The organism is Cupriavidus basilensis OR16, from assembly GCF_000243095.1.
GTDB classification, from domain to species: domain Bacteria; phylum Pseudomonadota; class Gammaproteobacteria; order Burkholderiales; family Burkholderiaceae; genus Cupriavidus; species Cupriavidus basilensis_D.
The window spans coordinates 43,724-64,560 of the sequence record NZ_AHJE01000038.1; the positions used below are offsets into that span (position 1 = coordinate 43,724).

General features: G+C 66.2%; 17 protein-coding genes and 2 pseudogenes. 9 read left to right on the forward strand and 10 right to left on the reverse strand.

Translation table 11 applies throughout. The annotated features are described in order from the left end of the window. Positions 1 to 93: 93 nt before the first annotated feature. The 3 genes from OR16_RS14705 to OR16_RS14715 all read right to left on the reverse strand — a co-directional run bounded on the left by OR16_RS14705 (position 94) and on the right by OR16_RS14715 (position 3,434). Positions 94 to 963, reverse strand: a complete 870-nt coding sequence (locus OR16_RS14705; RefSeq protein WP_006158741.1) for a mechanosensitive ion channel family protein — start codon at positions 961 to 963, stop codon at positions 94 to 96. A 151-nt stretch (positions 964 to 1,114) separates the two neighbouring features. Next, the gene (locus OR16_RS14710; RefSeq protein ID WP_006158742.1) at positions 1,115 to 2,506 is read right to left on the reverse strand and encodes a dihydrolipoyl dehydrogenase; all 1,392 of its coding nucleotides are present in this window, start codon (positions 2,504 to 2,506) and stop codon (positions 1,115 to 1,117) included. A 196-nt stretch (positions 2,507 to 2,702) separates the two neighbouring features. Further along, on the reverse strand, positions 2,703 to 3,434 hold the full coding sequence (locus tag OR16_RS14715; RefSeq protein ID WP_006158743.1) for a glutathione peroxidase: 732 nt from the start codon (positions 3,432 to 3,434) through the stop codon (positions 2,703 to 2,705). A gap of 456 nt (positions 3,435 to 3,890) precedes the next feature. Here OR16_RS14715 and OR16_RS14720 point away from each other — a divergent pair, with 456 nt between their 5' ends. Then, positions 3,891 to 7,235, forward strand: coding sequence for an ATP-binding protein (locus OR16_RS14720; RefSeq protein WP_100227889.1), 3,345 nt, complete (start codon positions 3,891 to 3,893; stop codon positions 7,233 to 7,235). Between the two features lie 9 nt (positions 7,236 to 7,244). Here OR16_RS14720 and OR16_RS44075 read toward each other — a convergent pair whose 3' ends face one another. The 4 genes and pseudogenes from OR16_RS44075 to OR16_RS39730 form a co-directional block, all read right to left on the reverse strand. Beyond that, positions 7,245 to 7,709, reverse strand: a complete 465-nt coding sequence (locus OR16_RS44075; protein ID WP_006158745.1) for an Hpt domain-containing protein — start codon at positions 7,707 to 7,709, stop codon at positions 7,245 to 7,247. A 362-nt stretch (positions 7,710 to 8,071) separates the two neighbouring features. Further along, positions 8,072 to 8,701, reverse strand: a pseudogene (locus OR16_RS14730) (response regulator); the annotation flags it as partial. 359 nt (positions 8,702 to 9,060) lie between these two features. Next, entirely contained in the window at positions 9,061 to 9,423 is a 363-nt protein-coding gene (locus OR16_RS14735; protein ID WP_006158747.1) for a hypothetical protein, read from the reverse strand. Further along, positions 9,386 to 9,703, reverse strand: a complete 318-nt coding sequence (locus OR16_RS39730) for a hypothetical protein (protein WP_006158748.1) — start codon at positions 9,701 to 9,703, stop codon at positions 9,386 to 9,388. The genes OR16_RS14735 and OR16_RS39730 overlap by 38 nt, the downstream gene beginning before the upstream one ends. 569 nt (positions 9,704 to 10,272) lie before the next feature. Here OR16_RS39730 and OR16_RS48250 point away from each other — a divergent pair. Further along, positions 10,273 to 10,590: pseudogene (locus OR16_RS48250) on the forward strand (response regulator); the annotation flags it as partial. Positions 10,591 to 10,975: 385 nt separating this feature from the next. Then, positions 10,976 to 11,836, forward strand: coding sequence for a transglutaminase-like domain-containing protein (locus OR16_RS14745; protein WP_043419763.1), 861 nt, complete (start codon positions 10,976 to 10,978; stop codon positions 11,834 to 11,836). 71 nt (positions 11,837 to 11,907) lie between these two features. Here the strand turns inward: OR16_RS14745 and OR16_RS14750 are convergent, their stop codons facing one another. Next, a complete protein-coding gene (locus OR16_RS14750; protein ID WP_006158751.1) occupies positions 11,908 to 12,360 on the reverse strand; it encodes a GDP-mannose mannosyl hydrolase in 453 nt (150 codons plus the stop codon). A 486-nt stretch (positions 12,361 to 12,846) separates the two neighbouring features. Between OR16_RS14750 and OR16_RS14755 the strand changes: the two genes are divergently transcribed. The 4 genes from OR16_RS14755 to OR16_RS14770 all read left to right on the forward strand — a co-directional run bounded on the left by OR16_RS14755 (position 12,847) and on the right by OR16_RS14770 (position 17,336). Next, on the forward strand, positions 12,847 to 13,038 hold the full coding sequence (locus tag OR16_RS14755) for a hypothetical protein (protein WP_006158752.1): 192 nt from the start codon (positions 12,847 to 12,849) through the stop codon (positions 13,036 to 13,038). A gap of 376 nt (positions 13,039 to 13,414) precedes the next feature. Further along, positions 13,415 to 14,314 (forward strand): LysR family transcriptional regulator, encoded by a 900-nt coding sequence (locus OR16_RS14760; RefSeq protein ID WP_006158753.1) that lies wholly within the window; start codon positions 13,415 to 13,417, stop codon positions 14,312 to 14,314. A gap of 207 nt (positions 14,315 to 14,521) precedes the next feature. Continuing rightward, on the forward strand, positions 14,522 to 15,133 hold the full coding sequence (locus OR16_RS14765; protein WP_006158754.1) for a glutathione S-transferase family protein: 612 nt from the start codon (positions 14,522 to 14,524) through the stop codon (positions 15,131 to 15,133). A 58-nt stretch (positions 15,134 to 15,191) separates the two neighbouring features. Then, positions 15,192 to 17,336, forward strand: a complete 2,145-nt coding sequence (locus OR16_RS14770; RefSeq protein ID WP_006158755.1) for a pyridoxamine 5'-phosphate oxidase family protein — start codon at positions 15,192 to 15,194, stop codon at positions 17,334 to 17,336. Between the two features lie 32 nt (positions 17,337 to 17,368). Here the strand turns inward: OR16_RS14770 and OR16_RS14775 are convergent, their stop codons facing one another. Then, a complete protein-coding gene (locus OR16_RS14775) occupies positions 17,369 to 17,818 on the reverse strand; it encodes an NUDIX hydrolase (RefSeq protein ID WP_043419764.1) in 450 nt (149 codons plus the stop codon). A 321-nt stretch (positions 17,819 to 18,139) separates the two neighbouring features. Between OR16_RS14775 and OR16_RS14780 the strand changes: the two genes are divergently transcribed. Both OR16_RS14780 and OR16_RS14785 read left to right on the forward strand, forming a co-directional pair. After that, entirely contained in the window at positions 18,140 to 18,913 is a 774-nt protein-coding gene (locus tag OR16_RS14780) for a fumarylacetoacetate hydrolase family protein (RefSeq protein ID WP_006158757.1), read from the forward strand. 26 nt (positions 18,914 to 18,939) lie between these two features. Beyond that, complete coding sequence (locus tag OR16_RS14785) at positions 18,940 to 19,878, forward strand: VOC family protein (RefSeq protein WP_006158758.1); 939 nt, start codon at positions 18,940 to 18,942, stop codon at positions 19,876 to 19,878. Positions 19,879 to 19,968: 90 nt separating this feature from the next. Here the strand turns inward: OR16_RS14785 and OR16_RS14790 are convergent, their stop codons facing one another. Further along, positions 19,969 to 20,751 carry a GntR family transcriptional regulator gene (locus OR16_RS14790; protein ID WP_006158759.1) on the reverse strand — a complete coding sequence of 261 codons (783 nt, stop codon included), beginning with the start codon at positions 20,749 to 20,751 and terminating at the stop codon, positions 19,969 to 19,971. Positions 20,752 to 20,837: the final 86 nt, after the last annotated feature.

A 20,837-nucleotide genomic window follows, 5' to 3' on the forward strand; every position in this document is an offset into this window, starting at 1 on the left:
CAATCCAGGGCGAGCCAAAAACGGCAATGGCGCCCCGCCCGACACCAGAAGCCATAGGTGTCCGACGGGGCGCCATGCCGAAGTGAGTGCGGGCTAAGCTGTGGCTGCCACCTGAGCGCGCGGCGGCTCGCCAGCGTGACTGGCCGCGGCCTGCATCACCACCAGTTGCGCCGGCATCGGCGCGGCAAAACCGGCCTCGCCGAAGCATTCGCGAATCACGCGGTTGGTGTCGAAGTACACCTGCCAGTAATGATCGTTGTGACAATGCGGGCGCACCGCCAGCACCGGCCCGACAAGGGTGAATTCCAGTATCTCCACGTCGACGGCCGGAGCGGCCAGCACATTGGGGATGGCCGCCACATGCTGCTTGAGCAAGGCGATGGCCGCGGCATGGTCGGTGCTCCCCGCCAGCTGCGCCTTGAGCTCGACGCGGCGCGACGGGTTGGCCGTGAAGTTCTGGATGGTCTCGGCGAAGATCTTGTTGTTGCCGACCACGGTCAACACGTTGTCGGGCGTATCAAGCGTGGTGGCAAACAAGCCGATCTCGCGCACGGTGCCGGTGACCCCGGCCGCGGTGACAAAGTCGCCCACCTTGAAGGGGCGCAGCACGATCAGGAAGGCGCCGGCGGCGAAGTTGGCCATCAGGCCGGACCACGCCATGCCAATGGCCACACCCGCGGCAGCGATCAACGCGGCGAAGCTGGTGGTCTGGATGCCGAAGTAGCCGAGGATGCCGATCACCAGCACCACGTTCAGCGTGACCGTGATGATCGAGCCCACGTAGCGCAGCAGCGTCGGGTCCACCTTCTGCCGCCCGAGCGACGCCTGCACCATCCGCACCACCATGTGGATCAGCCAGCGGCCGATCACCCAGAAGGCGATGGCCGCGAGCACCTTCACGCCGAAGTCGCTGGCGTAGGCCAGCGCCAGGTCCTGGTATTTCTGCAGCGTAGTCAGCTCCATCGCTTCCCCCTTTCCCGGCGTCGTGTGCGTTGAGCGGCAGTATCGCCGTGCGCACAGCGCAGGTACAGGACGGGATTGCAAAAAATTCTGTCGGAGCCAACCCGCTGGCCGCCGCGGTGACGGCGAGCGCCACGCGCAACGCCGGGAGCGCTCAGCCGGCGAGCTGCGCCTGCGCATCGCGCAGCGCGGTGCGCAGGCCCTCTTCCACGACCGGGTGGTAGTACGGCATGGCCAGCATCTGGTCGATGGTGAGCGATTGCTGGTAAGCCCAGGCCAGCAAGTGCGCGATATGCTCGGCACGCGGGCCGGTCCATTCGGCACCGAGGAAGCGCCCGCTTTGCTTGTCGGCATAGACGTGCATCAGCCCACGGTTCTTGAGCATCACGCGGCTGCGTCCCTGGTCCTCGAAGCTCACCTCGCCGGTGACAAAGCTGTCCGGCGCGAGGTCGGCATGGCGCTGGCCCACCATGGCGATCTGCGGGTCGGTGAAGACCACGCCGATCGGGGCACGGCGTGACAACGGGCGTACCGCCGGATAAGCCGCGGCGTTCTCGCCGGCGGCCTTGCCCTCGTCGGCGGCTTCGTGCAGCAACGGCAGGACGTCGTTGGCATCGCCGGCGATGAAGACAGGCGCCGTGCCGCATTGCAGGGTGGCCGGATCGAACACCGGCAGGCCGCGCCCATCCAGTTCCAGGCCGGTGTGCTCAAGCCCGAGGCCGCGCACATTGGGCTGGCGGCCGGTGGCGGCAAGCACGTAGTCAAAGCGCTCCGTGACCGTGTTGCCCGACAGATCGGTAAAGGTGATCACCGCCTCGTCGCCCTCGCGGCGCATCTCGCCAAGCTTGGCGTCCGGGTCAAGGTAGAACGCTTCGCGGTAGCTGGCCACGGCATTGGCCTTGATGGCCGGGTCGGTGAGCGGGCCCACGCCGCCACGCAGGCCGAACACGCGCACCTGCACGCCCAGGCGGGACAGCGCCTGGCCGAGTTCCAGGCCGATCACGCCGGGACCGAACACGGCTACGCGGCGCGGCAGGTCGTCCCAGGCGAAGACGTCATCGTTCACCACCAGTCGATCGCCGAACACCTTGAACGGCGGCGGGATCACCGGGCTGGAGCCGGTGGCGATCACCACGCGGCTGGCGCGCACCGTGGTGTGCTCGCCAATCTGCAGCACGGTGTTGTCGATAAAGCGCGCATAGCCGCTCACCTTGTCTTCGGCGGGAATGCCATCCACGCCGCGCACCACGAAGCCGACGAAGCGGTCGCGCTCGCGCTTGACGCGCGCCATCACCTCGCGCCCGTCGATGCGGATCCGGCCATCCACATGCACGCCGAAGGGGGCAGTGTGGCGCAGTTCATGCGCGGCCTCGGCCGCGGCGATCAGCAGCTTGGAGGGCATGCAGCCCACGCGGGCGCAGGTGGTGCCGTAGGGTCCGCCTTCGATGATGACGGCGCGCTTGCCAGCGGCGCGGGCCGCGCGGTACGCGGCCAGGCCTGCCGTGCCAGCGCCGATCACGGCTACGTCGGTCTGGATGGTTTGCACGGTCTGCGGGTCCTGCACATTCTGCTCGTTCTGCGCGGTGGTCATGTCGGCGTTCCTGGTAAAGGCTGTGTCAATCAACGGACCCGATGGCACCGGGTGGCGCTGCCATCGGGTCCGCCGACTGGGGCGCGGCTGCCGGTCTTGCCGGCGCCGCGCCCTGCGGCGTTGAAGCGGTCTTGCGTGGCTGGCTCAAGGCTTAGCGAACGAGATAGGTCTCAAGCGCGTCGGCGCCGCCAATCAGCTTGCCGTTGATGAAGATCTGCGGCGCGGTCATGTCGCCCGACAAGGCACCCAGCACCTTGCCGCGGATCTTGTGCTCCAGCGGCACGTCGATGTACTCGAAGCCGTTGTCCGACAGCATTTGCTTGGCCTTGGCGCAGAACGAGCAGCCCACCTTGGAGAACACCACGACCTGGTCAGGCTTCTTCGCGTTGGGCGCGATGTAGTGGAGCATGGTGTCCGCGTCCGACACCTTGAACGGGTCGCCCGGCTCTTCCGGCTCGATGAACATCTTGTCGACCACGCCGTCCTTGACCAGCATCGAATAGCGCCAGCTGCGCTTGCCGAAGCCCAGGTCGGCCTTGTCGACCAGCATGCCCATGCCTTCGGTGAACTCGCCGTTGCCATCGGGAATCATCACGATGTTTTCCGACTCCTGGTCCTTCGCCCACTCGTTCATCACGAACGTGTCGTTGACCGAGACGCACAGGATCGCGTCCACGCCGTGCTTGGCGAACACCGGCGCCAGCTCGTTGTAGCGCGGCAGATGGGTGGACGAACAGGTCGGGGTGAATGCGCCTGGCAGCGAGAACAGCGCGACGGTCTTGCCTTCGAACAAGTCGGCCGTGGTCACGGTCTTCCATTCGTTGTTCTCGCGAACGCGGAAGGTGACATTGGGAACGCGTTGACCTTCACGGGATTGCAGCATGGGTTAGCTCCTGGATGACTTTTGGGGTGGATGGCCGCGTGTTGCAGCGAAGACCCGATTCTGTTCGCCCCGGTGTGATTTGTACAATTCATCGTTACAACTGCGATGATTGTTTTTTGCTATCGACAACGAATAGCCGGGCCCTATGACGATGAAAGAGATATCCGAAGACGCCCTTCTCCCCGGGCCGGCAGCGGCACGGCCGTGCTGGCGCCGGCGCAATGGCCAATTTGGCTCGAAGGGATGGATTGAGGGATGGATAGGCGACGGATGCAGCGCCCCGCGCCGCCGACACTCGCCGTATAGGACGCGTCCGATTTTACGGAAGGCATGCCGCCAGTAGACTGGCGGCATGCCTTCCACTGCCGCTTTCCACCCCATCGCCTTTGCTCCGAACTCCACATTTCTTGCGTCCGAGGACCGTCTCGCGGGCAAGAAGAGCGTGGCCGGCTAACCATGTCTAGATGGCCCTGGAACAACCTACCGCTTAGGTTTTTGCTGCTGGCGCTGTTCCAGGGTGCGCCGGCGCTGGCTGCCCTTCCGGCCGAGCCCCTGCGCACGCTGCTCCTGAGCTCCCAGGTGCGCCTGGATTCCGCCGGCACGAGCGATGCCATCGACCGTGCCGCGGCACCCCAGGGCGACGATGCGGCGTTGCATGCATGGCGCCGCGCGCACAAGGCCTTGCGCGTAGGCGTGGTTGGCAACTACCTGCCGCCGTTCGACCTGGTCGACCTGAAAGGGAACTACTGCGGGATCTCCGCGGATTACCTTGCCGTGGTGGTAGCCAGGCTTGGGGTGCCGGCGCGGATCCAGCGCTATCCCTCACACGAACTGGCACGCAGCCAGCTGGCGGACGGCACCATCGACCTCATCGCCACGTCGCTGGACAGCCCCGCCACCGGCACGCGAACCGCGCCGTACCACGACCATCGCTTGATCGAGGTGGTGTCCCGGCGAGACGGTGCGCGCAACAACGCCAACCGCGCCATCGGCTACCTGGCAGGCGAGGTCTCGCCCGCCGCGCTGCAGCGGGCGTACCCTGGCGCGCAGCTGCTGCCGTTCGAGAACCTGCTGAGCGCGCTCGACCAGCTCTCCCGCGATGCGGACTTCGTCATGGTCACCAACGCCACCGCCGCCGGCTACCTCGTTGAGCAATACCGGTACGACGAACTGACCGCGCGCAACTTCGCGCCGCTGGCGCAAGCAGGCATCGCCTTCGCGGTGAGGGACCCTGCGCTCGGCCGCATCATCGACCAGACGCTGGCAGGGATGCCCACTGCGCTCAAGCGCAAGATCGACACCTCCTGGATTTCCAGCTCGCTCGAATTCGACATCACCGACAAGCTCAATCTCTCCTCGGCCGAGCACGCATGGATCGCCACCCACCCGGAGGTGCGCTACCTGGCGGCGCGCGACGTCTTCCCGTTCCAGTTCGTCGACGCCAAGCAGCACCTGGGCGGGCTCACCGAGCAAGTGCTGCAGCTGATCGCGCAGCGCACCGGGCTGCGTTTCGTGCCGTACTGGCCAGCCAGCGCCGCTGGCGCGACTGCCGCGCTCGAAAACGGCACGCTGGATGTCGTGCCGATCCTGCCGCTGAACCGTGCCGCCGCCAGCCACGCCCCGCTCTCGGTCAGCGCGCCCTATTTCTCGGGCAACTGGGTCGTTGTCACGCGCGCGGGCAACGACAGCATCAAGAGCCTGCCCGACCTTGCCAACAAGGTGATCGCCGGGCCACCGCTCAACGGGATCTACGATCTCGTGCGCGCCAACTACGCGGTGACCCAGCGCGAGACCGACTCCTACGCGCAGGCGTTCCTCATGGTCGCCAGCGGGCGCGCGGACGCCACCATCGCCAACGCCTTCATGGCCGACCTCATGCTCAAGCAAACCTATGCCGGCCGGCTCAAGGTGGCGGCGGCCACGGGCGGCGTGCCGCTGGAAATCGGCGTGGGTGTCAGCAACCGGCACCCGGAATTGCTGGGCATCATCAACAAGGCCATCCTCAGCATCCCGCGCGACGATCTCGGCGCCATGCGCGCGCACTGGACGGAACCCAGCCCGCCGGGCTTCACTTGGCGCCATTTCATGCCGTGGCTGATGGCGGCCGTAGCCGCCCTGCTGCTGGTGAGCCTGCTGTTCCTGGCGTGGGTGACCTCGCTGCGGCGGCAGGTAAGCCAGCGTACCGCGGCCGAGCATGCCTTGCAGGACCAGGTCGCATCCCAGACGGCGATGCTCGACGGCATTCCCCAGCCCATCTACCTGCGCGACAACCAGTTCCGCATGATCACCTGCAATACTGCTTATGAAGCAGCGCTGGACACGACGCGGCGGGCGCTGGCCGGCACCAAGCCCGCGTTCGTGCTCTCCGCCGTCGCCCCCGATATCAGTCACGATGACCTGATTGCCGTGTATCAGCGCGTGCTGCGCACCGGTATGCCGTCCAGCGCCGATCGCCAACTGACCATCAACAACGAGGCGCGCAACGTAATCAGCTGGGTGGTGCCGCTACGCCGCGCCAATGGCGGCACGGCCGGCATCGTCGGTGGCTGGATCGATGTGACGGAACGCCAGCAGATGCTGGCCGAGCTGGCTGCGGCCAAGAACCGCGCCGAGGCGGCCAACCGCGCCAAGTCCACGTTCCTGGCCTCGATCAGCCACGAGATACGCACGCCGATGAACGCCATTCTCGGGATGCTGGAACTGGTGCTGACGCGCCAGTCCGCCCAGCCCGCCCAGCACGAGGATCGAGAGCAACTCGGCGCGGCGCATAGCGCCGCCACGTCGCTGCTGTCGCTGCTGGACGATATCCTGGACCTCTCCAAGATGGAAGCCGGCCAGTTCACGCTGCAGCCTCGCGCTGCCAGCCTGCGCCAGGGGCTGCATGAAGTCGCGCAGATGTTCGGCCCGGTCGCCTCGCAAAAAGGCCTGGCCTTGAATGTCAGCGTGAGCGATGCCGTGGCGCCGGCGCATCGCGTGGATATCCTGCGCATCAAGCAGGTCATCAGCAATTTCCTCTCCAATGCCATCCGCTTCACCGAGCGCGGCAGCGTGGATATCCGGCTCGACGGCGCTGCCGCGCGAGGGTCCTCGCAAGCGCTTTGCCTCAGCATCACAGACACTGGCATCGGCATTCCCGCGCAGGCGATCGGCAAGCTGTTCCGGCCCTTTTCCCAGGTGGAGTCAAGCGAGCGAGCGAATACCGGCGGCACCGGCCTCGGCTTGTCCATTGCACAAAGCCTGGTGCGCAAGATGGGGGGCGAGATCACCCTGGAAAGCGAGCCGGGACGGGGCACGAAGGTGTTGGTGCGCCTCAGCCTGGAGGTCTCGGCCTCGCTGCCCAAGGCGAACGCGCCGGCGACCGCCGGCGCGGGCATCGCGCTGTTTGCGCCGGGCACCCGCGTGCTCGTCGTGGACGACCACGCGCCCAACCGGCTGTTGCTGGAACGCCAGCTGGAGCGGCTTGGCATTGCCGTGGATACGGCGGGGAACGGCGCCATCGCCTTGCAAGCCCTGCTGCGCAGTCCCCCGGACCTGATCATCTGCGACTGCATGATGCCGGTGATGGATGGCTTCGGCCTGGCCCAGGCGATACGCGCGCGCAAGGATGCGCTGCGCAGTATCCCGATCATCGGCTGCACCGCGAGCGCGCAGAGCGAGGATCACCTGCATGCGCTGGCGGCGGGAATGAGCGAAGTCATTGTCAAGCCGGTGGGACTGGCCACGCTGGAACGCGCGCTGCGCGGGCACCTGCGCAGCGGCACTCGCACGGCCAAGGGCGATGGCAAGCCGTGGTTGGGATAACGGTAGCGGTCAGGCCGCGCGGGACGGCGGGCGCAGCGCGGCGAGCAACGCGTCAAGGTGCGCAAGCGTTGCGGCCAAAATGGGCAGCAACGCTTGCGCGGTGGCGAGGTCGCCGAACTGGGCAACGGATTCGAGCAGGCCGCAAAGCCTGACCAGGGCAGCGCACTCAAGGATCCGGGCCGAGCCCTTGATGCGGTGAGCCCCGCTGCCGAACCGCTGCCATGTGCCATCCGTCAAGGCCGCGCGCATCGTCTCGAGATCGATGCGGTTGGTGTCTACCAGGCAGTCCACCAGCTCCCGGACGACATCCACGTCACCGCCCGCGAGCGTATCCAGCAGCGGGCCGATGGCCGCGCATTCGTCGGGCGACACCGCGACAAACCCGTGCCCGGCCAGCACGTGCGCGAGCGTGCCGACGTCGACCGGCGCCGTCAGCGCGGCATCGAAGCCGGCCCCATGGGCCGCATCCACCACGCTCGCGTCCGCGCCACCTTGCACCACCGCAAACAGCAGGCTGTCCGGGGACAGCCCGAAGTCGCTGCGCGAGGGCTCGCCGGCATGGTCATGGGCAAGCCAGACCAGTGCCAGCCTGGACCGCTCGCGTCGGACGGGGCCCGCATCCGCCGGGGCAGGCCCACCTGCTCGACGGAGAAGCCCAGGCCCGCGAGTACGGCCGCGAGCCCGCTGATCTGCAACGCTTGCACGCCACTCTCGGTAGTACTGAGCAATAGCGCACGGATCATGAATTTGCCTTTGTAAACATTTACCTTTGTGAACATTCGCATACTGTTGAACCACTGCCGATGCGCGGCCACCGGCCGGCTGGCGTCACTGCCCGGGGTCAGGCGGCAGCGCCGCGCAATGTCGATCAGGTCCACCAGCGAGGTAACCTGCAGCTTGCCCATGATGCGGGCCTTATGGCTGCTCACCGTCTTGTTGCTGATGAATAGCAGCTCCCCGATCGCCTTGTTGGTCAACCCCCTGACCAGCATCTGCAGGATGACAATCTCCTTGTCCGAGAGCGACTCGACCCGCTCTTCGTCCGCCCGCTGGGCGATCTGCGGCAGCTCGCGCTCGTAGCGCATTTCTGGAAACACCGTGTAGCCGGCCATCACCGCCTCGACGCAGCGCACGATCCCCTTCATGTCCTGCATCTTGCTGACGAAGCCCTGGGCGCCCGCCTGCCGCACCCGCGGCGCGAACGTGACCTGGTCCTGGCCGGAAATCACCAGGATCCGGATCGGCGGATAGATCAGCTTCAGGCGCGGGATCGCGTCCAGGCCGCTGATACGGGGAATATCCAGGTCCAGGATGGCAAGATCGGGCTCGAACTGCCTGGCTGCCTCGATGGCAGCCTGGCCATTGTCAGCTTCCAGGATATTGCTGACCCCGAGCACTTGCGACAACTGAGTCTTGATGACCAGGCGCAGTGCGGGGTGATCGTCGACGATCAGGATCGTTGCCACTCGCGTTCTCCCCAAGATTGCCAAAAATACGCACTCACCTGCGCCGGGCGACAGCCGACAGTGAAAAGGTGAAGCGCGGATTATGTGGCGAAATTACCTCAGAGCTAACGTGAAATTTCCGAATAAGCCATAGGAAATTTCCCAAAGCAGGGGCGATTCGGCCCTTGAACCGTGCGCCGGCATATCGCATCGGCATCCGAGCACATCAGGCAAGGTGTTCAGGAGAACCGCTTTCAAGCGCTGAAGCCCGCAACCGATGGCGACGTTGCTCAGGCTTCCATTCGGAAGCTTCCGAGGCGCCAGGGAGAAAAAACCGAGGAGTAACGCGCCGTGGAACATCCCGGGGCCAGGCCGGTCCATTATGTGAATGGGGCTTGCATGCGTTCGAATGCCGAGAGCTTCTCCCGATACTGCGACATGAAGGTGCCAAGCATGACGGCCTGGTCGCGGTCGAATGGCGTCAGGAAATCATATTGCGCGCCATCATGCAGGCGCCGCAGGCTGCTCAGCAATTCCGCCAGCATCCGGGCCTCGACGGAGCGGTGCCTGCGCAACCGCCACACCAGGGCCTCATGCCGGTTCATCAGTTGATTCGACCGCGCGGGCGACATGCGGTCGAGCACGCGATGGGTTTCCTGGTACGCGCCGATATAGGCGCACGCGGCGGCGAGCCGCCAGTTGATCTCATTGCCACCTTGCATCAGCCGCACTGCCTCGCGCATCAGCCCGTCGGCAACGCCGCCGCGGCGCTTGCTTGGCCTGCCGAGCGAGAAGTGCGAGGGCCGTGCAGTCATCCACGCTGGCATCGATGAACAGATCCAGAAAGATGCCCTCCTCCAGCCCCGAGAAGGCCGTGGCCTTGACCACGGCCAGGTTGCGCCGCTCCAGCACGGAGATGCCGAGCCGCAGCCGGCGCAAGGCCTCCGGATCCGCGCCGCAGATTTCGTCAAATGCCTCCGCGCTGAGTCCGTGCTCGAAATATCGTCTGCTTGCCTTGATCACGTTCCCTCTCATCTATGAATTTGGTATCCCCGGGAGGCCGGGCCGATATCGCGTGGTGCCGCAATTTCGTGTCTTGGCCAGGCCATGCTCGCGCCCCGGGCGTGGCCGCGAGCATGGCAACGCCGCCGCTTCGGCTGGATCCTGATTCACCAGCCGGCAAAAAATGGCTGACGAATATGCCAATAGACAGGCGCCGCCTGTTGTGCAACGTTTTCGTAGTGTGCCGGAGGGGGTCGTTCCCCAAGCAGCGAAGGCTCTGAATCAGGCCGGTGAAGATTCCGCACTGGACACAATTTCCGCGCAGTTTCCGCGCAGTTTCCGATTGGCCCACGCGCTTGCGGCGAAATGAGGAAATTTCTCAACCCGGCATTGCGTTCCCGGCGATACAGTCAGCATTCACAAATTCAGTACTTTCTTCGGCGCGCCGCGCCGCCATTTCAAGTTCAAGTGCGCAAGGAACCCTGCCATGAGCAATGTCACCCTTATTTGCCCGCGCCCATCACCGGGACCAATGGAGCGGCCCCCGCCGTGCATGCTCTCCAGCCATTCGCCGTCGTGGACCCGTATCCATGCCGGCTAGGGTCCCGCGCGCGACATCCCACATCGTCATCGCCGATGACCATCCCGTCGTGCTGGTGGGATTGAGGGGCTTGCTGGCGCAGTTCGAGGGCATCGAGATCGTCGGGAGCGCGAGGAACTCCACCGAAATCCTCACGCTGCTAAGCCGGCAACCGTGCGACGTCCTGCTGACGGACTACGTGATGCCGGGCGGTGCCCATGGCGATGGCCTGCGCATGATCGAGCTCGTGCGGCGCCGCTATCCCGCCCTGTCGATCCTGGTGGTCACCATGCTGGAAAACCCCGTGCAGATCGGCAAGCTGGTCCGGTTCGAGCACTTGTCGGTGGTCAGCAAGCTCGACGATGCCTCGCATATCACGGCCGCCCTGGCGCAGGTGCTCGACGGCGTGCGCTGCCTGTCGCCGACGATCCAGCGGCTGCTGGACAGCAGCGGCCCGCCGGCCAGCCCCGCAAGCTGGCAGCGGGCAAGTTCGCGGCCTGGCGAAAGGACCGCGGCGCGCAATAGGAAGCACAGGAGGCCAGGGACACCACCGAAGGCCATTCACCGGATTCACTGGACTTTCCCATGGGTGCCGGCGACCATGAACGGGCACGAGTCTGCGCTTGACGGCTGCCGTGGCAATCCGTTAGGCCCTGTCACGCACCATTTATCCGGCAAGCGCCTGTCATGCCGCGCGGGCCAGGGGGGATCAAATGAACCGTCTTCGATACTCGGTGGACCTGTCGTACGAAGTCCTGGATGCCGAGGCGGACTTCCTCTTCAACATCGAAGCCGCGCGTACCGCACGCCAGAGCATCGTTTCCGAGCGCCTGACGGTGCCGCCCGTGCTGCGCATGGACCAGTACACCGACGCGGTGCTGTGCAACCGGCTGATCCGCCTGCGCGCCCCAAAGGGGCACCTGGCGATCCACTATGAAGCCGTGGTCGATATCGACCATCGCCTCGACGATCCCTCGACCTTGCGCGAAGTGCCGATCGCGCAACTGCCATTCGAGGTGCTGCCCTACCTGGCGCCTAGCCGCTACTGCGAATCCGACCGGCTGATGGAGTTTGCCCTGCGGGAGTTCGGCAGGGTGCCATGGGGCTACTCGCGTATCGTGGCAATCCGGGCATGGGCACGCAACCATGTGCGTTTCGTGTCGACATCCACCAATGAGCGCACCTCGGCCGTGGATACGATCGTCGAGCGTACCGGCGTGTGCCGGGATTTCGCGCACCTGATGATTGCCATCTGCCGGGCGCTGAGCATTCCCGCGCGTATCTCCAGCAGCCTGGACTACGGCGCGGATCCCGCGCTCGGGCCGCCGGATTTCCATGCCTTCGTGGAGGTCTTCCTGTCGGGCAGGTGGTACCTCGTCGACCCGTCCGGCACCTCCATTCCCACCGGCCTGCTGCGCATCGGCACGGGACGCGACGCGGCTGAGATTCCGTTCGCGGCGATCTTCGGGAAAGTGGAGTCCGAGCGGCCCTTCGTGCAGATCCAGGCGGTGACCGATGCGGCGCTCGGCCTGGAGATGCCACTATTTACCGACTGGGGCATCTGCACCTGGTAGTCGTGCAAGCGCCTGACCCCGACCGACGCAATCCCGGCGCGAAGCACCGGGGCCGTCGCGCGGCCGGCCGGTCAGCGGAAATATGCCCTTGTGTTCTCGTGCACGTCGCCATGCGCCAGCAGCTCGGCCGGCGTCATCCAGCAGTACTCGCTGTGCTGGTCAGGTTGCCCGAGCGGCTCGCCGCCGGGCATGGTCCACGCATAGGCGAGCACCACATAGTGCGTGGAGATGCCGGGCTCCGCGGCGAAGTTGTCCGGATAGTGATGTTCGAACACGCCACGCAGCGCGGCATCGCTACGCTCGACCCCGGTGAAGCCGAGCTCGTCCGCCACGATGCGCCGGAACGCGGCATCCAGGCCTTCGTCCTTGCGGATGCGCCCGCCTGGCACGAACCACGAGCCTTTCGCCGGCCGGTTGCGGCGCCGGCCGAGCAGCACCCGGCCTTGCGCATCGGTGACGAGCAGGTCGATCGAGACCAGCGGGGTGTTGGCAACCACTGAGAGGAAATCCGATTTGGCAAGCATGGCGTGCGACTCCGAAACCGAAAGACTACCATCGGCTTGCGCTTGCTTCGAGCCGCTTGCTCCCGCGGCCAGGCATGCTGCCCCGAAAAGAACAGCGCCGGCATGCATGCCGCGCGGAGGTCCGGGAACATAGCGTTCCGCCAAGGGGCTGGACCGACACCCGTCGACACGCCCCTGCCGGCGCAGAAAGACGCCTCGCCCACCGGGGGATAGGCAAGGCGCAAAGCACGGGCAAGTGGGTCAGACCTGTCCGCGACGTATGGAGCCTACCCAAAGCGGGGTGATTCGAAAGTGGGCTAGCGCACCAGGCGTTGCGCCCGGCGAAGTCATGGCGGATGGCGACTGCCCGGCGCACCAGGCACGGGCCATGCCTCAAAATTCTCCTGCCATTGCCGTTATTTCAGTTGCGGCCGGCAGTCTCTGGCCGCGCGCCGGCGCCAGCGCGCCAGACTGCGCCGCTGCGCGCGACCATGCTCAGGAATTCCTATGCAATACGACCCGATACAGCTCGGCCAGCTCGGCTGCATCCTTATGATAGTGCTGTGCACAGCACTCGCAATCCGGCGCACCCGCAAGCAGACCCGCGTCGACCACCGCATCTCCGATCTGGAACGCCAACTCCGCGAACGTGCGCCAAAGTGCCACGACACAACAGGTGAAGCGCGCATCTTCGGGTAACGCCACCAACCGGACGCGCCACCCGGCCCGATGCGCGCCGCGCGATGCACACCGCGCCCGGAAACCGTATCCGTCGCGTGACAAGTCGCAGCGCATAAGTTATTAAATCCGATAGCTGGACCACAAGCGGCTCTGCCGCCTGGAACGACTTGGTTACCGGTCTTCGCAGCGTGACTCCAGCATTGCCCACACCGGCCAAAGAGCCAACGGGGCAGGAGCAACGTGGTGTGGATGTCGCGGGGTGTAAAAGGCCATTCTTCGGAATGGCTTTTTTTATGGGCCTGCGCGCCCATGTGCCGTGCGCGGCGCGTTGCCGCCAGAGTCCTTATATACTCCGCCAGATCATCAAGAGCCCGCACGGGCCGGGAGAGCTGGCGTGGATCGACTGCAGGCCATGAAGACGTTCGTCACCGTGGTGGAGACCGGCGGCTTCACCGCCGCCGCGCGCAAGCTGGACATCTCGCTGTCGGTGGTCAGCCGCATCGTCAACGAGCTGGAGAGGCACTTGGGCGTGCGCCTGCTGACCCGTACCACGCGGCTGGTCCGCATGACCGACACCGGCGCGGCCTACTTCGAGAACTGCCGCCGTCTGCTGGGCGAGATCGACGAAGCCGAGCTGGCGGCGTTGGGCACGCATGCGGCGCCGCGCGGCCAGCTTGCCATCACGGCTTCCGTCCTGTTCGGCGCCGCATACGTGATGCCGATCGTCACCGAATACCTGAACCGCTACCCGGAAGTCGACGCGACCTGCCTGTTCCTGGACCGGATCGTGAACCTCGTCGACGAAGGCATCGACGTGGGCATCCGCATCGGGCAGTTGCCGGATTCGTCTTTGCAAGCCGTGCGCGTGGGCCAGGTGCGGCGCGTGGTATGCGCGGCGCCGTCTTACCTGGCCAGGCACGGCGAGCCGCAAACCCCGGACGACCTCGCCGGCCATGCGACCATCCTGCCCAATGGCGCCAACAATACAGCGGAGTGGCGCTTCAACCGCGACGGCACGCCCATCGTCACCCGGCTGCAACCGCGCCTGACCACCACGACCAATGACTCCGCGATTGCCGCCGCCGTGTCGGGCTTCGGCGTCGTGCGGCTGTTGTCGTACCAGGTGGCCAGGCAGTTGCGCGACGAGTCGCTGCGCATCGTGCTGGCGGACGTGGAGCCGCCGCCCCTGCCCATCAACGTCATCCACCGGGAGGGCCGCCATGCCACGCGCAAGGTCCGCGCCTTCCTGGACCTCGCCATCGAGACACTGCGCGCGGACAGCACGCTGAACTGACGCGCGCGCCGGGCGCCCGGATTCTTCTCGCAATGAGAAGAGTCCCTTCTCGCCGGGGCCATTTTTCGTGCCCCGGGCAGCACCTATGATCCATCCAACACACGGACCGGACATGGCGCGGGCAGGCCTTCTCCCAAGAACCCTTCGGACCGTGCGCGAGCCGCCACCGGGCGGCGCCATTCACCAGACACGCCGAGGATCACCGCCATGCAAATCTATTTCCACCCCCTCTCCGGACACGCGCACCGCGTGCGCCTGTTCCTGTCGCTGATCGGCGCCAATGCCGAGGCGATCGAGGTCGATCTGGCCAAAGGCGCGCACAAGACACCCGAGTTCCTCCAGCTCAACCCGTTCGGCCAGGTCCCCGTGCTGGTGGACAACGGCACCGTGATCACCGATTCCAACGCAATCCTGGTGTACTTGGCCAAGAGGTTCGGCAAGACGGACTGGCTGCCGGAGTCGCCCGCCGGTGCCGCCGCGGTACAGAAATGGCTGTCGGTCGCCGCCGGGGAGATCGCCTACGGCCCGGCCGCCGCGCGCCTCGTCACCGTGTTCGGCGCCCCCTACAACGCCGTGGAAGTGATTGCCCGCGCGCACGTCATCCTCAAGCGCGTCGACGACGTGCTTGCCAAGGACAAGTGGCTGGCCGCGAGCCACCCCACCCTGGCCGACGTTGCGCTGTACAGCTACATCGCCCGGGCGCCCGAGGGTTTTGTCGACCTGTCGGACTACGCCAACGTCAAGGCCTGGCTGCAACGCGTCGAAGCCCTGCCGGGCTTCGTGGCGTTCAAGAAGACACCGGCCGGCCTCGCTGCCTGATCAACACGCCGGCCCGTTCGCCTGGCCACCGATCGCCGTACAGGAAGGAGCAGCCATCATGTCCGCCCAAGCCCAACCATCCGCGCAACCCACCCATGCTCCCGCACAGTCCTGGCACGCCGGCGAGCGTAGCCTGCAGGAACGCGCAGGCGTTGCCGGGCGCATGGCGGATGTCGGGCGGCGCGTGGTGCGCGACTATATGCCCGACCAGCACCGCGAGTTCTTCGCGCAACTGCCGATGGTGGTGCTGGGCGCGGTCGCGCCGGATGGCCGGGTGTGGGCGACGCTGCGCGCCGGGCAGCCCGGCTTCCTGCGCTCGCCCGACGCCACCACGCTGGACATCGCCATGGCCCGCGAGCCCGCCGACCCGGCTGACGCCGGCATGGAAGACGGCAGCGCCATCGGCCTGCTGGGCATCGACCTGCTGACGCGCCGGCGCAACCGCATGAACGGCACGGCACGGCGCGGCGCGGGTGGTGGTGGCGATGGCGGCGGTGGCGGCGGTGGCGTGCTGCGGATCGACGTGGGGCAGAGCTTCGGCAACTGCCCGCAGTACATCCAGAAGCGCGTGTTCGAATTCACGCGCGCGCCCGGCGCGTCTGGCAGACCCGCGGTGCCGGCTGCGCAGCACTTCACTGCGCTGGACACGCGGGCGCGCGCGCTCATTGGCTCCGCCGACATGTTCTTTGTCGCGTCTTACGTGGACCTCGAAGATGGGCAACGCCAGGTGGATGTGTCGCATCGCGGCGGCAAGCCCGGCTTCGTCCGGATCGATGCGGACGGCGGCCTGACCATTCCCGACTTTGCCGGCAACCTGTTCTTCAACACGCTGGGCAACTTCGTGCTCAATCCCATCGCGGGACTCGTCTTTACGGACTTGCGCACCGGCGAGCTGCTCCAGCTCTCGGGCAAGGCCGAGGTCATCCTGGACTCGCCCGAGATCGCCGCGTTCCAGGGCGCCGAACGCCTGTGGCGCTTCCTGCCCGAACAGATCGTGCGCCGCGACGAGGCCCTGCCGCTGCGCTGGCAGCCGCAAGCCGATGGCGCATCGCCAAACGCGCTGATGACCGGCAGTTGGGACGAAGCTGCCGGCCGCCAGCGCGCCGCGGCGCTGGCCAACGCGTGGCGGCCCTTGCGCGTCGCGCGCATCGTCGAGGAAAGCAGCGTGGTCCGGTCCTTGCACCTGGAACCCGCGGATGGTGCCGGCCGCGTGGCGCACCTGGCCGGACAGTTCCTGCCGATTCGCGTCACGCTGGCGGGCCATGCGCAGCCCGTGATGCGCACTTACACGCTCTCGGTGTCACCGGCGGACGATAGGTACCGCATCAGCGTGAAGCGCGAAGGCACGGTGTCGCGCCACCTGCACGACAACGTCAAGGTCGGCGACGTGATCGAAGCCCGCGCGCCGTCCGGCCACTTCACCATCGATGCCGCCGAGCGCAGGCCGGCGGTGCTGCTGGCCGCAGGCATCGGGGTCACGCCGATGCTGGCCATGCTTCGCCAAATCGTCTACGAAGGCCTGCGCACGCGCCGGGTCCGCCCGACCTGGTTCTTCCACTCGGCGCGCACGCTAGCCGAGCGCGCCTTCAGCAAGGAGCTTGCGGCGCTTGCCGAGAGCGCCGGTGGCGCGGTGGAACTGGTGCGCCTGCTGAGCGACCCGAAGGATGCCGCCCGGGGCAAGGACTACGACGTGTCCGGGCGCATCGACATCGATACGCTGCGCGGCCGCTTGCCGTTCGACGACTACGACTTCTACCTGTGCGGGCCAACGGCGTTCATGCAATCGCTTTACGATGGCCTGCGCGCGCTCAATGTTGCCGATGCACGCATCCATGCGGAAGCCTTTGGCGCGTCCTCGGTGGTGCGCAAGCGCGACGCCGGCTGGCCGGCCACGCCCGCCGCCAGGCCCGCTTCGCGGCCCGTGCCGGTCACCTTCGTGCAATCGGGCAAGGAGGCCCGCTGGATGCCCGGCGGCGGCTCGCTGCTGGCGCTGGCCGAGCAGCGCGGCCTGACGCCGGCCTTCGGATGCCGCGGCGGCAGTTGCGGCTCGTGCAGCACGCGTGTGCTACAGGGCACGGTGGCCTATGCCGAGGCGCCGGCGTTCGACGTGGCGCATGGCGAGGCGCTGATCTGCTGCGCGGTGCCTGCGGCGGCGGATGCTGACGGAATCCAAGCCGCCGTGCCCCTGCAGCTGGCTCTTTGAGCCGGTTTGCCAGAAGAGCGCGAACGCCGGCGCTAGAACCTTCCCGCAGCCGTCAGTATTTCAACCAAGCCTTCTGGCCAGACGGTGTCGCTGGTCGCGGCCAGTTCCGCCGCCGACCACCACCGGTGGTCGGCGATCACCTGCCTTTCGCATTCGGTCCATTCGTCGCGCGACAACGTCTCGCTATCTGCCGCAATGACAAAATACTGCTCGACCGCCAGCACGCATTCTCCGTCGGGCAACTGTAGCGCCACCTCGCGCAAGCTCACCGGCGCATCGACAGAGTCGATGTGGATCCCCGTCTCTTCGCGCAGCTCGCGAACTGCAGCGGCTTCGAAGGTCTCCCCATCCTCCAGCCCGCCTCCGGGCGTAGCCCAATAGTCCTGGCCGCGCAGTGGCCCCTCGCGATGGGTGAAACGAAACAAGAGCACTCTGCCCGCAGGGCTAAGCACAAGAAGTCTTGCGGACGGACGTTGGCGCATTGAACAGCTCCCCTAAAAAAGTCCCGGATGATCCCATGCCGCTTTGCCAAGGCACAACACCACCTCCGGGGGACGGGCCGGCGATCACACGCAAGCATCGCCGCTTTGGCTACGCGCCGGGCAGGCATGGCCGGGGCGCGGAAAACCTCGCCAGCCCTTGTCAGCACTGACAACGGGCCATGTGCGCAACGGCTAACAAAGCGAGCCTCCCCGCCAATGACAATCTACAAAAGTTGTTTTTGTATATATTTTCGCCTAGCATAGGCCAACGATCGCGCGACAGCGATTGCCCATTCCAACCCTAGAGAGACAGGAAATCCGATGCGTTACGTCCGCTTTATCCTTGATGGCAAGAAGCACCTGGGCGCCCGTGAAGGCGACAAGATCCGTATCCTGGGCGAGGCATCGCTCGAATCGCTGCTGGCTGCCGGCACGGACCTAGAGACGTACGCGTCGCAGCAGACGGGTGGCCGTCTGGTATCGGAGGCCGACATCACCTTCCTGCCGGTGGTCGAGCATCCCGCCAAGATCTTCTGCATTGGCCTGAACTACGCCGACCATACCAAGGAAAGCAAGTACGAGCACGGCGAACTGGCCGTGGTGCTGAAGAAAGGCGGCCGCCACATCGCCAAGGAAGACGCGCTCGACTGCATTGCCGGCTATGCGCTGTTCAACGACGGTTCGGTGCGCGAATACCAGTTCCTGTCGCCGCAATGGACGGTGGGCAAGAACTTCGACGCCACCGGCGCCTTCGGCCCGGAACTGGTGACCACCAGCGAAGTGCCGGCCGGCGCCAAGGGCCTGTTGCTGGAAACGCGCCTGAACGGCAAAGTAGTGCAGTCCGCCAGCACCGACACCATGGTCTTCGACATCGCCACCCTGATCTCCGTGATCAGCGAGGCCATCACGCTGGAGCCGAGCGACGTGATCGTGACCGGCACCCCCAGCGGCATCGGCTGGGCGCGCGAGCCCAAGCTGCTGATGCGCCCGGGCGACGTGTGTGAAGTGTCGGTGACGGGTTTCGCGCCGCTGCGCAATACGATCGCGGACGAAGCCGAAGCCAGCGGTACCGTCAAGGCAGCCCGGGCCGCCTGACGCCACGCGACCAACGGAGGAGACAAATGGAAAAGAACAATGCGGCCAGCGGGCGCGACCCCGCCGTGCATTCGCTCGACCACTATGCCCTGACGGTGCCGGATCTGAGCGTCGCTGAGCACTTCCTCAGCGCATTCGGGCTGAGCGTCGTCAGGCAGGGTGACGCGCTGGAAGTACTCGCTGAGGACAAACGGGTCTGGGCCCGGTTCTTCCCGGGCGAGCGCAAGGCCCTCGCCTACCTCAGCTTCAATTGCTTCGCGGGGGATTTCGAAGGCATCCGCCGCAAGCTGCTCGCCGCCAACGTGACGTTTGCCAGCGACGCCGCCCATGCCACGGCCGAAGGGCTGTGGTTCGTCGATGCCGACGGCAACCTGATCCAGGTCAAGGCCGGGCCCAAGACCTCACCCGACTCGAAAAGCCCGCCCAAGAACATCCACGGCCCCGCCGATGTCCGCGGCGCAACCTTGCGCAACCTGATCGGCCAGGTCCGCCCGCGGCGCCTGTCGCACGTGCTGCTGTTCACGCCGGACGTATCCCGTGCCGTGGCGTTCTACAACGACACGTTAGGCCTGCGCCTGTCCGACCGCTCCGGCGACGCCATCGCCTTCACCCACACGCCGCACGGCAGCGACCATCACCTGCTGGCCTTCGCCAAAAGCTCGGCGCGCGGCTGGCACCACGCCGCATGGGATGTCGCCAGCGTCGACGAAGTCGGCCAGGGCGCAGGGCAGATGGCGGTCGCCGGCTACAAGGAAGGCTGGGGCACCGGGCGCCATGTGCTGGGCTCGAACTTCTTCCACTACGTGCGCGATCCCTGGGGCTCGTTCTGCGAGTACTCGGCGGACATCGACTACATCTCCGCCGGCCAGCCATGGCCGGCCGGCGACTACGCGCCGGCAGACTCGCTGTACCAGTGGGGGCCGGACGTGCCGCCGTACTTCATTCATAACACCGAGGCTGAGTAAACGCAGCACTAGCCGTCCTGCGAGCACCAACATGGGCGGATATGCCCGCCCGTGTTGGTGCTCGTCTTCTTGCCAGCCACCGCCCCCCCGCTACACCGCAGCCGCCTTCTTCACACCCGCCTTCCCAGCCCCCGCCGCCTTCTGCGCGGCCAGATGCGCCATGACGAGATCCGTCGTCACCTGGAAGTGTTCATGGAGCAGCCGGCACGCCCCGTCGGCATCGCCCCGCACCGCCGCATCCACAATGGCCTGATGCTCTGCCATGACATCACGCTTGCGGCCTGACTTCGGGATGTTCATCGACAGCAGCCGATACCTGGCGGTCTGGTCGCGGAGCAAGGCGGAGAAACGGCGCAGCCATGGCGACTCGCAACCCGCGACCAGCGCTGCATGAAAGTCCGAATGGGCGTCTTCCCAGTCCGGGTTCATGCGGCGGCCTTCGCCAGGCAGGTACATCGGAATCCGTTTGAGGCGGTGGTGCGCGGCAATGAGCTGCCCTTCCCACGCCACGTTGGCGCTGCCGATGGCGTCGCGCAGCGCTTGCGTCTCGATCTGCTGGCGCACGCGGGTGATGTCGAGCAGTTCGCTCTCCGAGAGCTCGGCAACGCGAAAGCCCTTCTGGTCGATGGCGACGACGAAGCCCGTGGCGCACAGGCGCGACAGCGCCTCGCGCAGGGGGATCACGCCCGCCTGGTAACGTTCGGAGAGCTCCTTGAGCCGCAGCTTGCTGCCCGCGGGGAGCTTGCCCTGGATGATCTCCTCCCGGACCGTGAGTTCGAGAATGGACGCCCACGTGCGCCCGCCCGTGTCCGTGGCGCCGGGTTCGGCGACGTCTGGCGTTGCCGTGATGTGCCCGTTGGTTGAGGTAGCCAAGTCAGCCCCGTTTCATAGATATTCTGCATTTTATCTATTTTTTAGGGTCACCCGTAGACGGGCGACCCTGATGAGGTACGGGAATA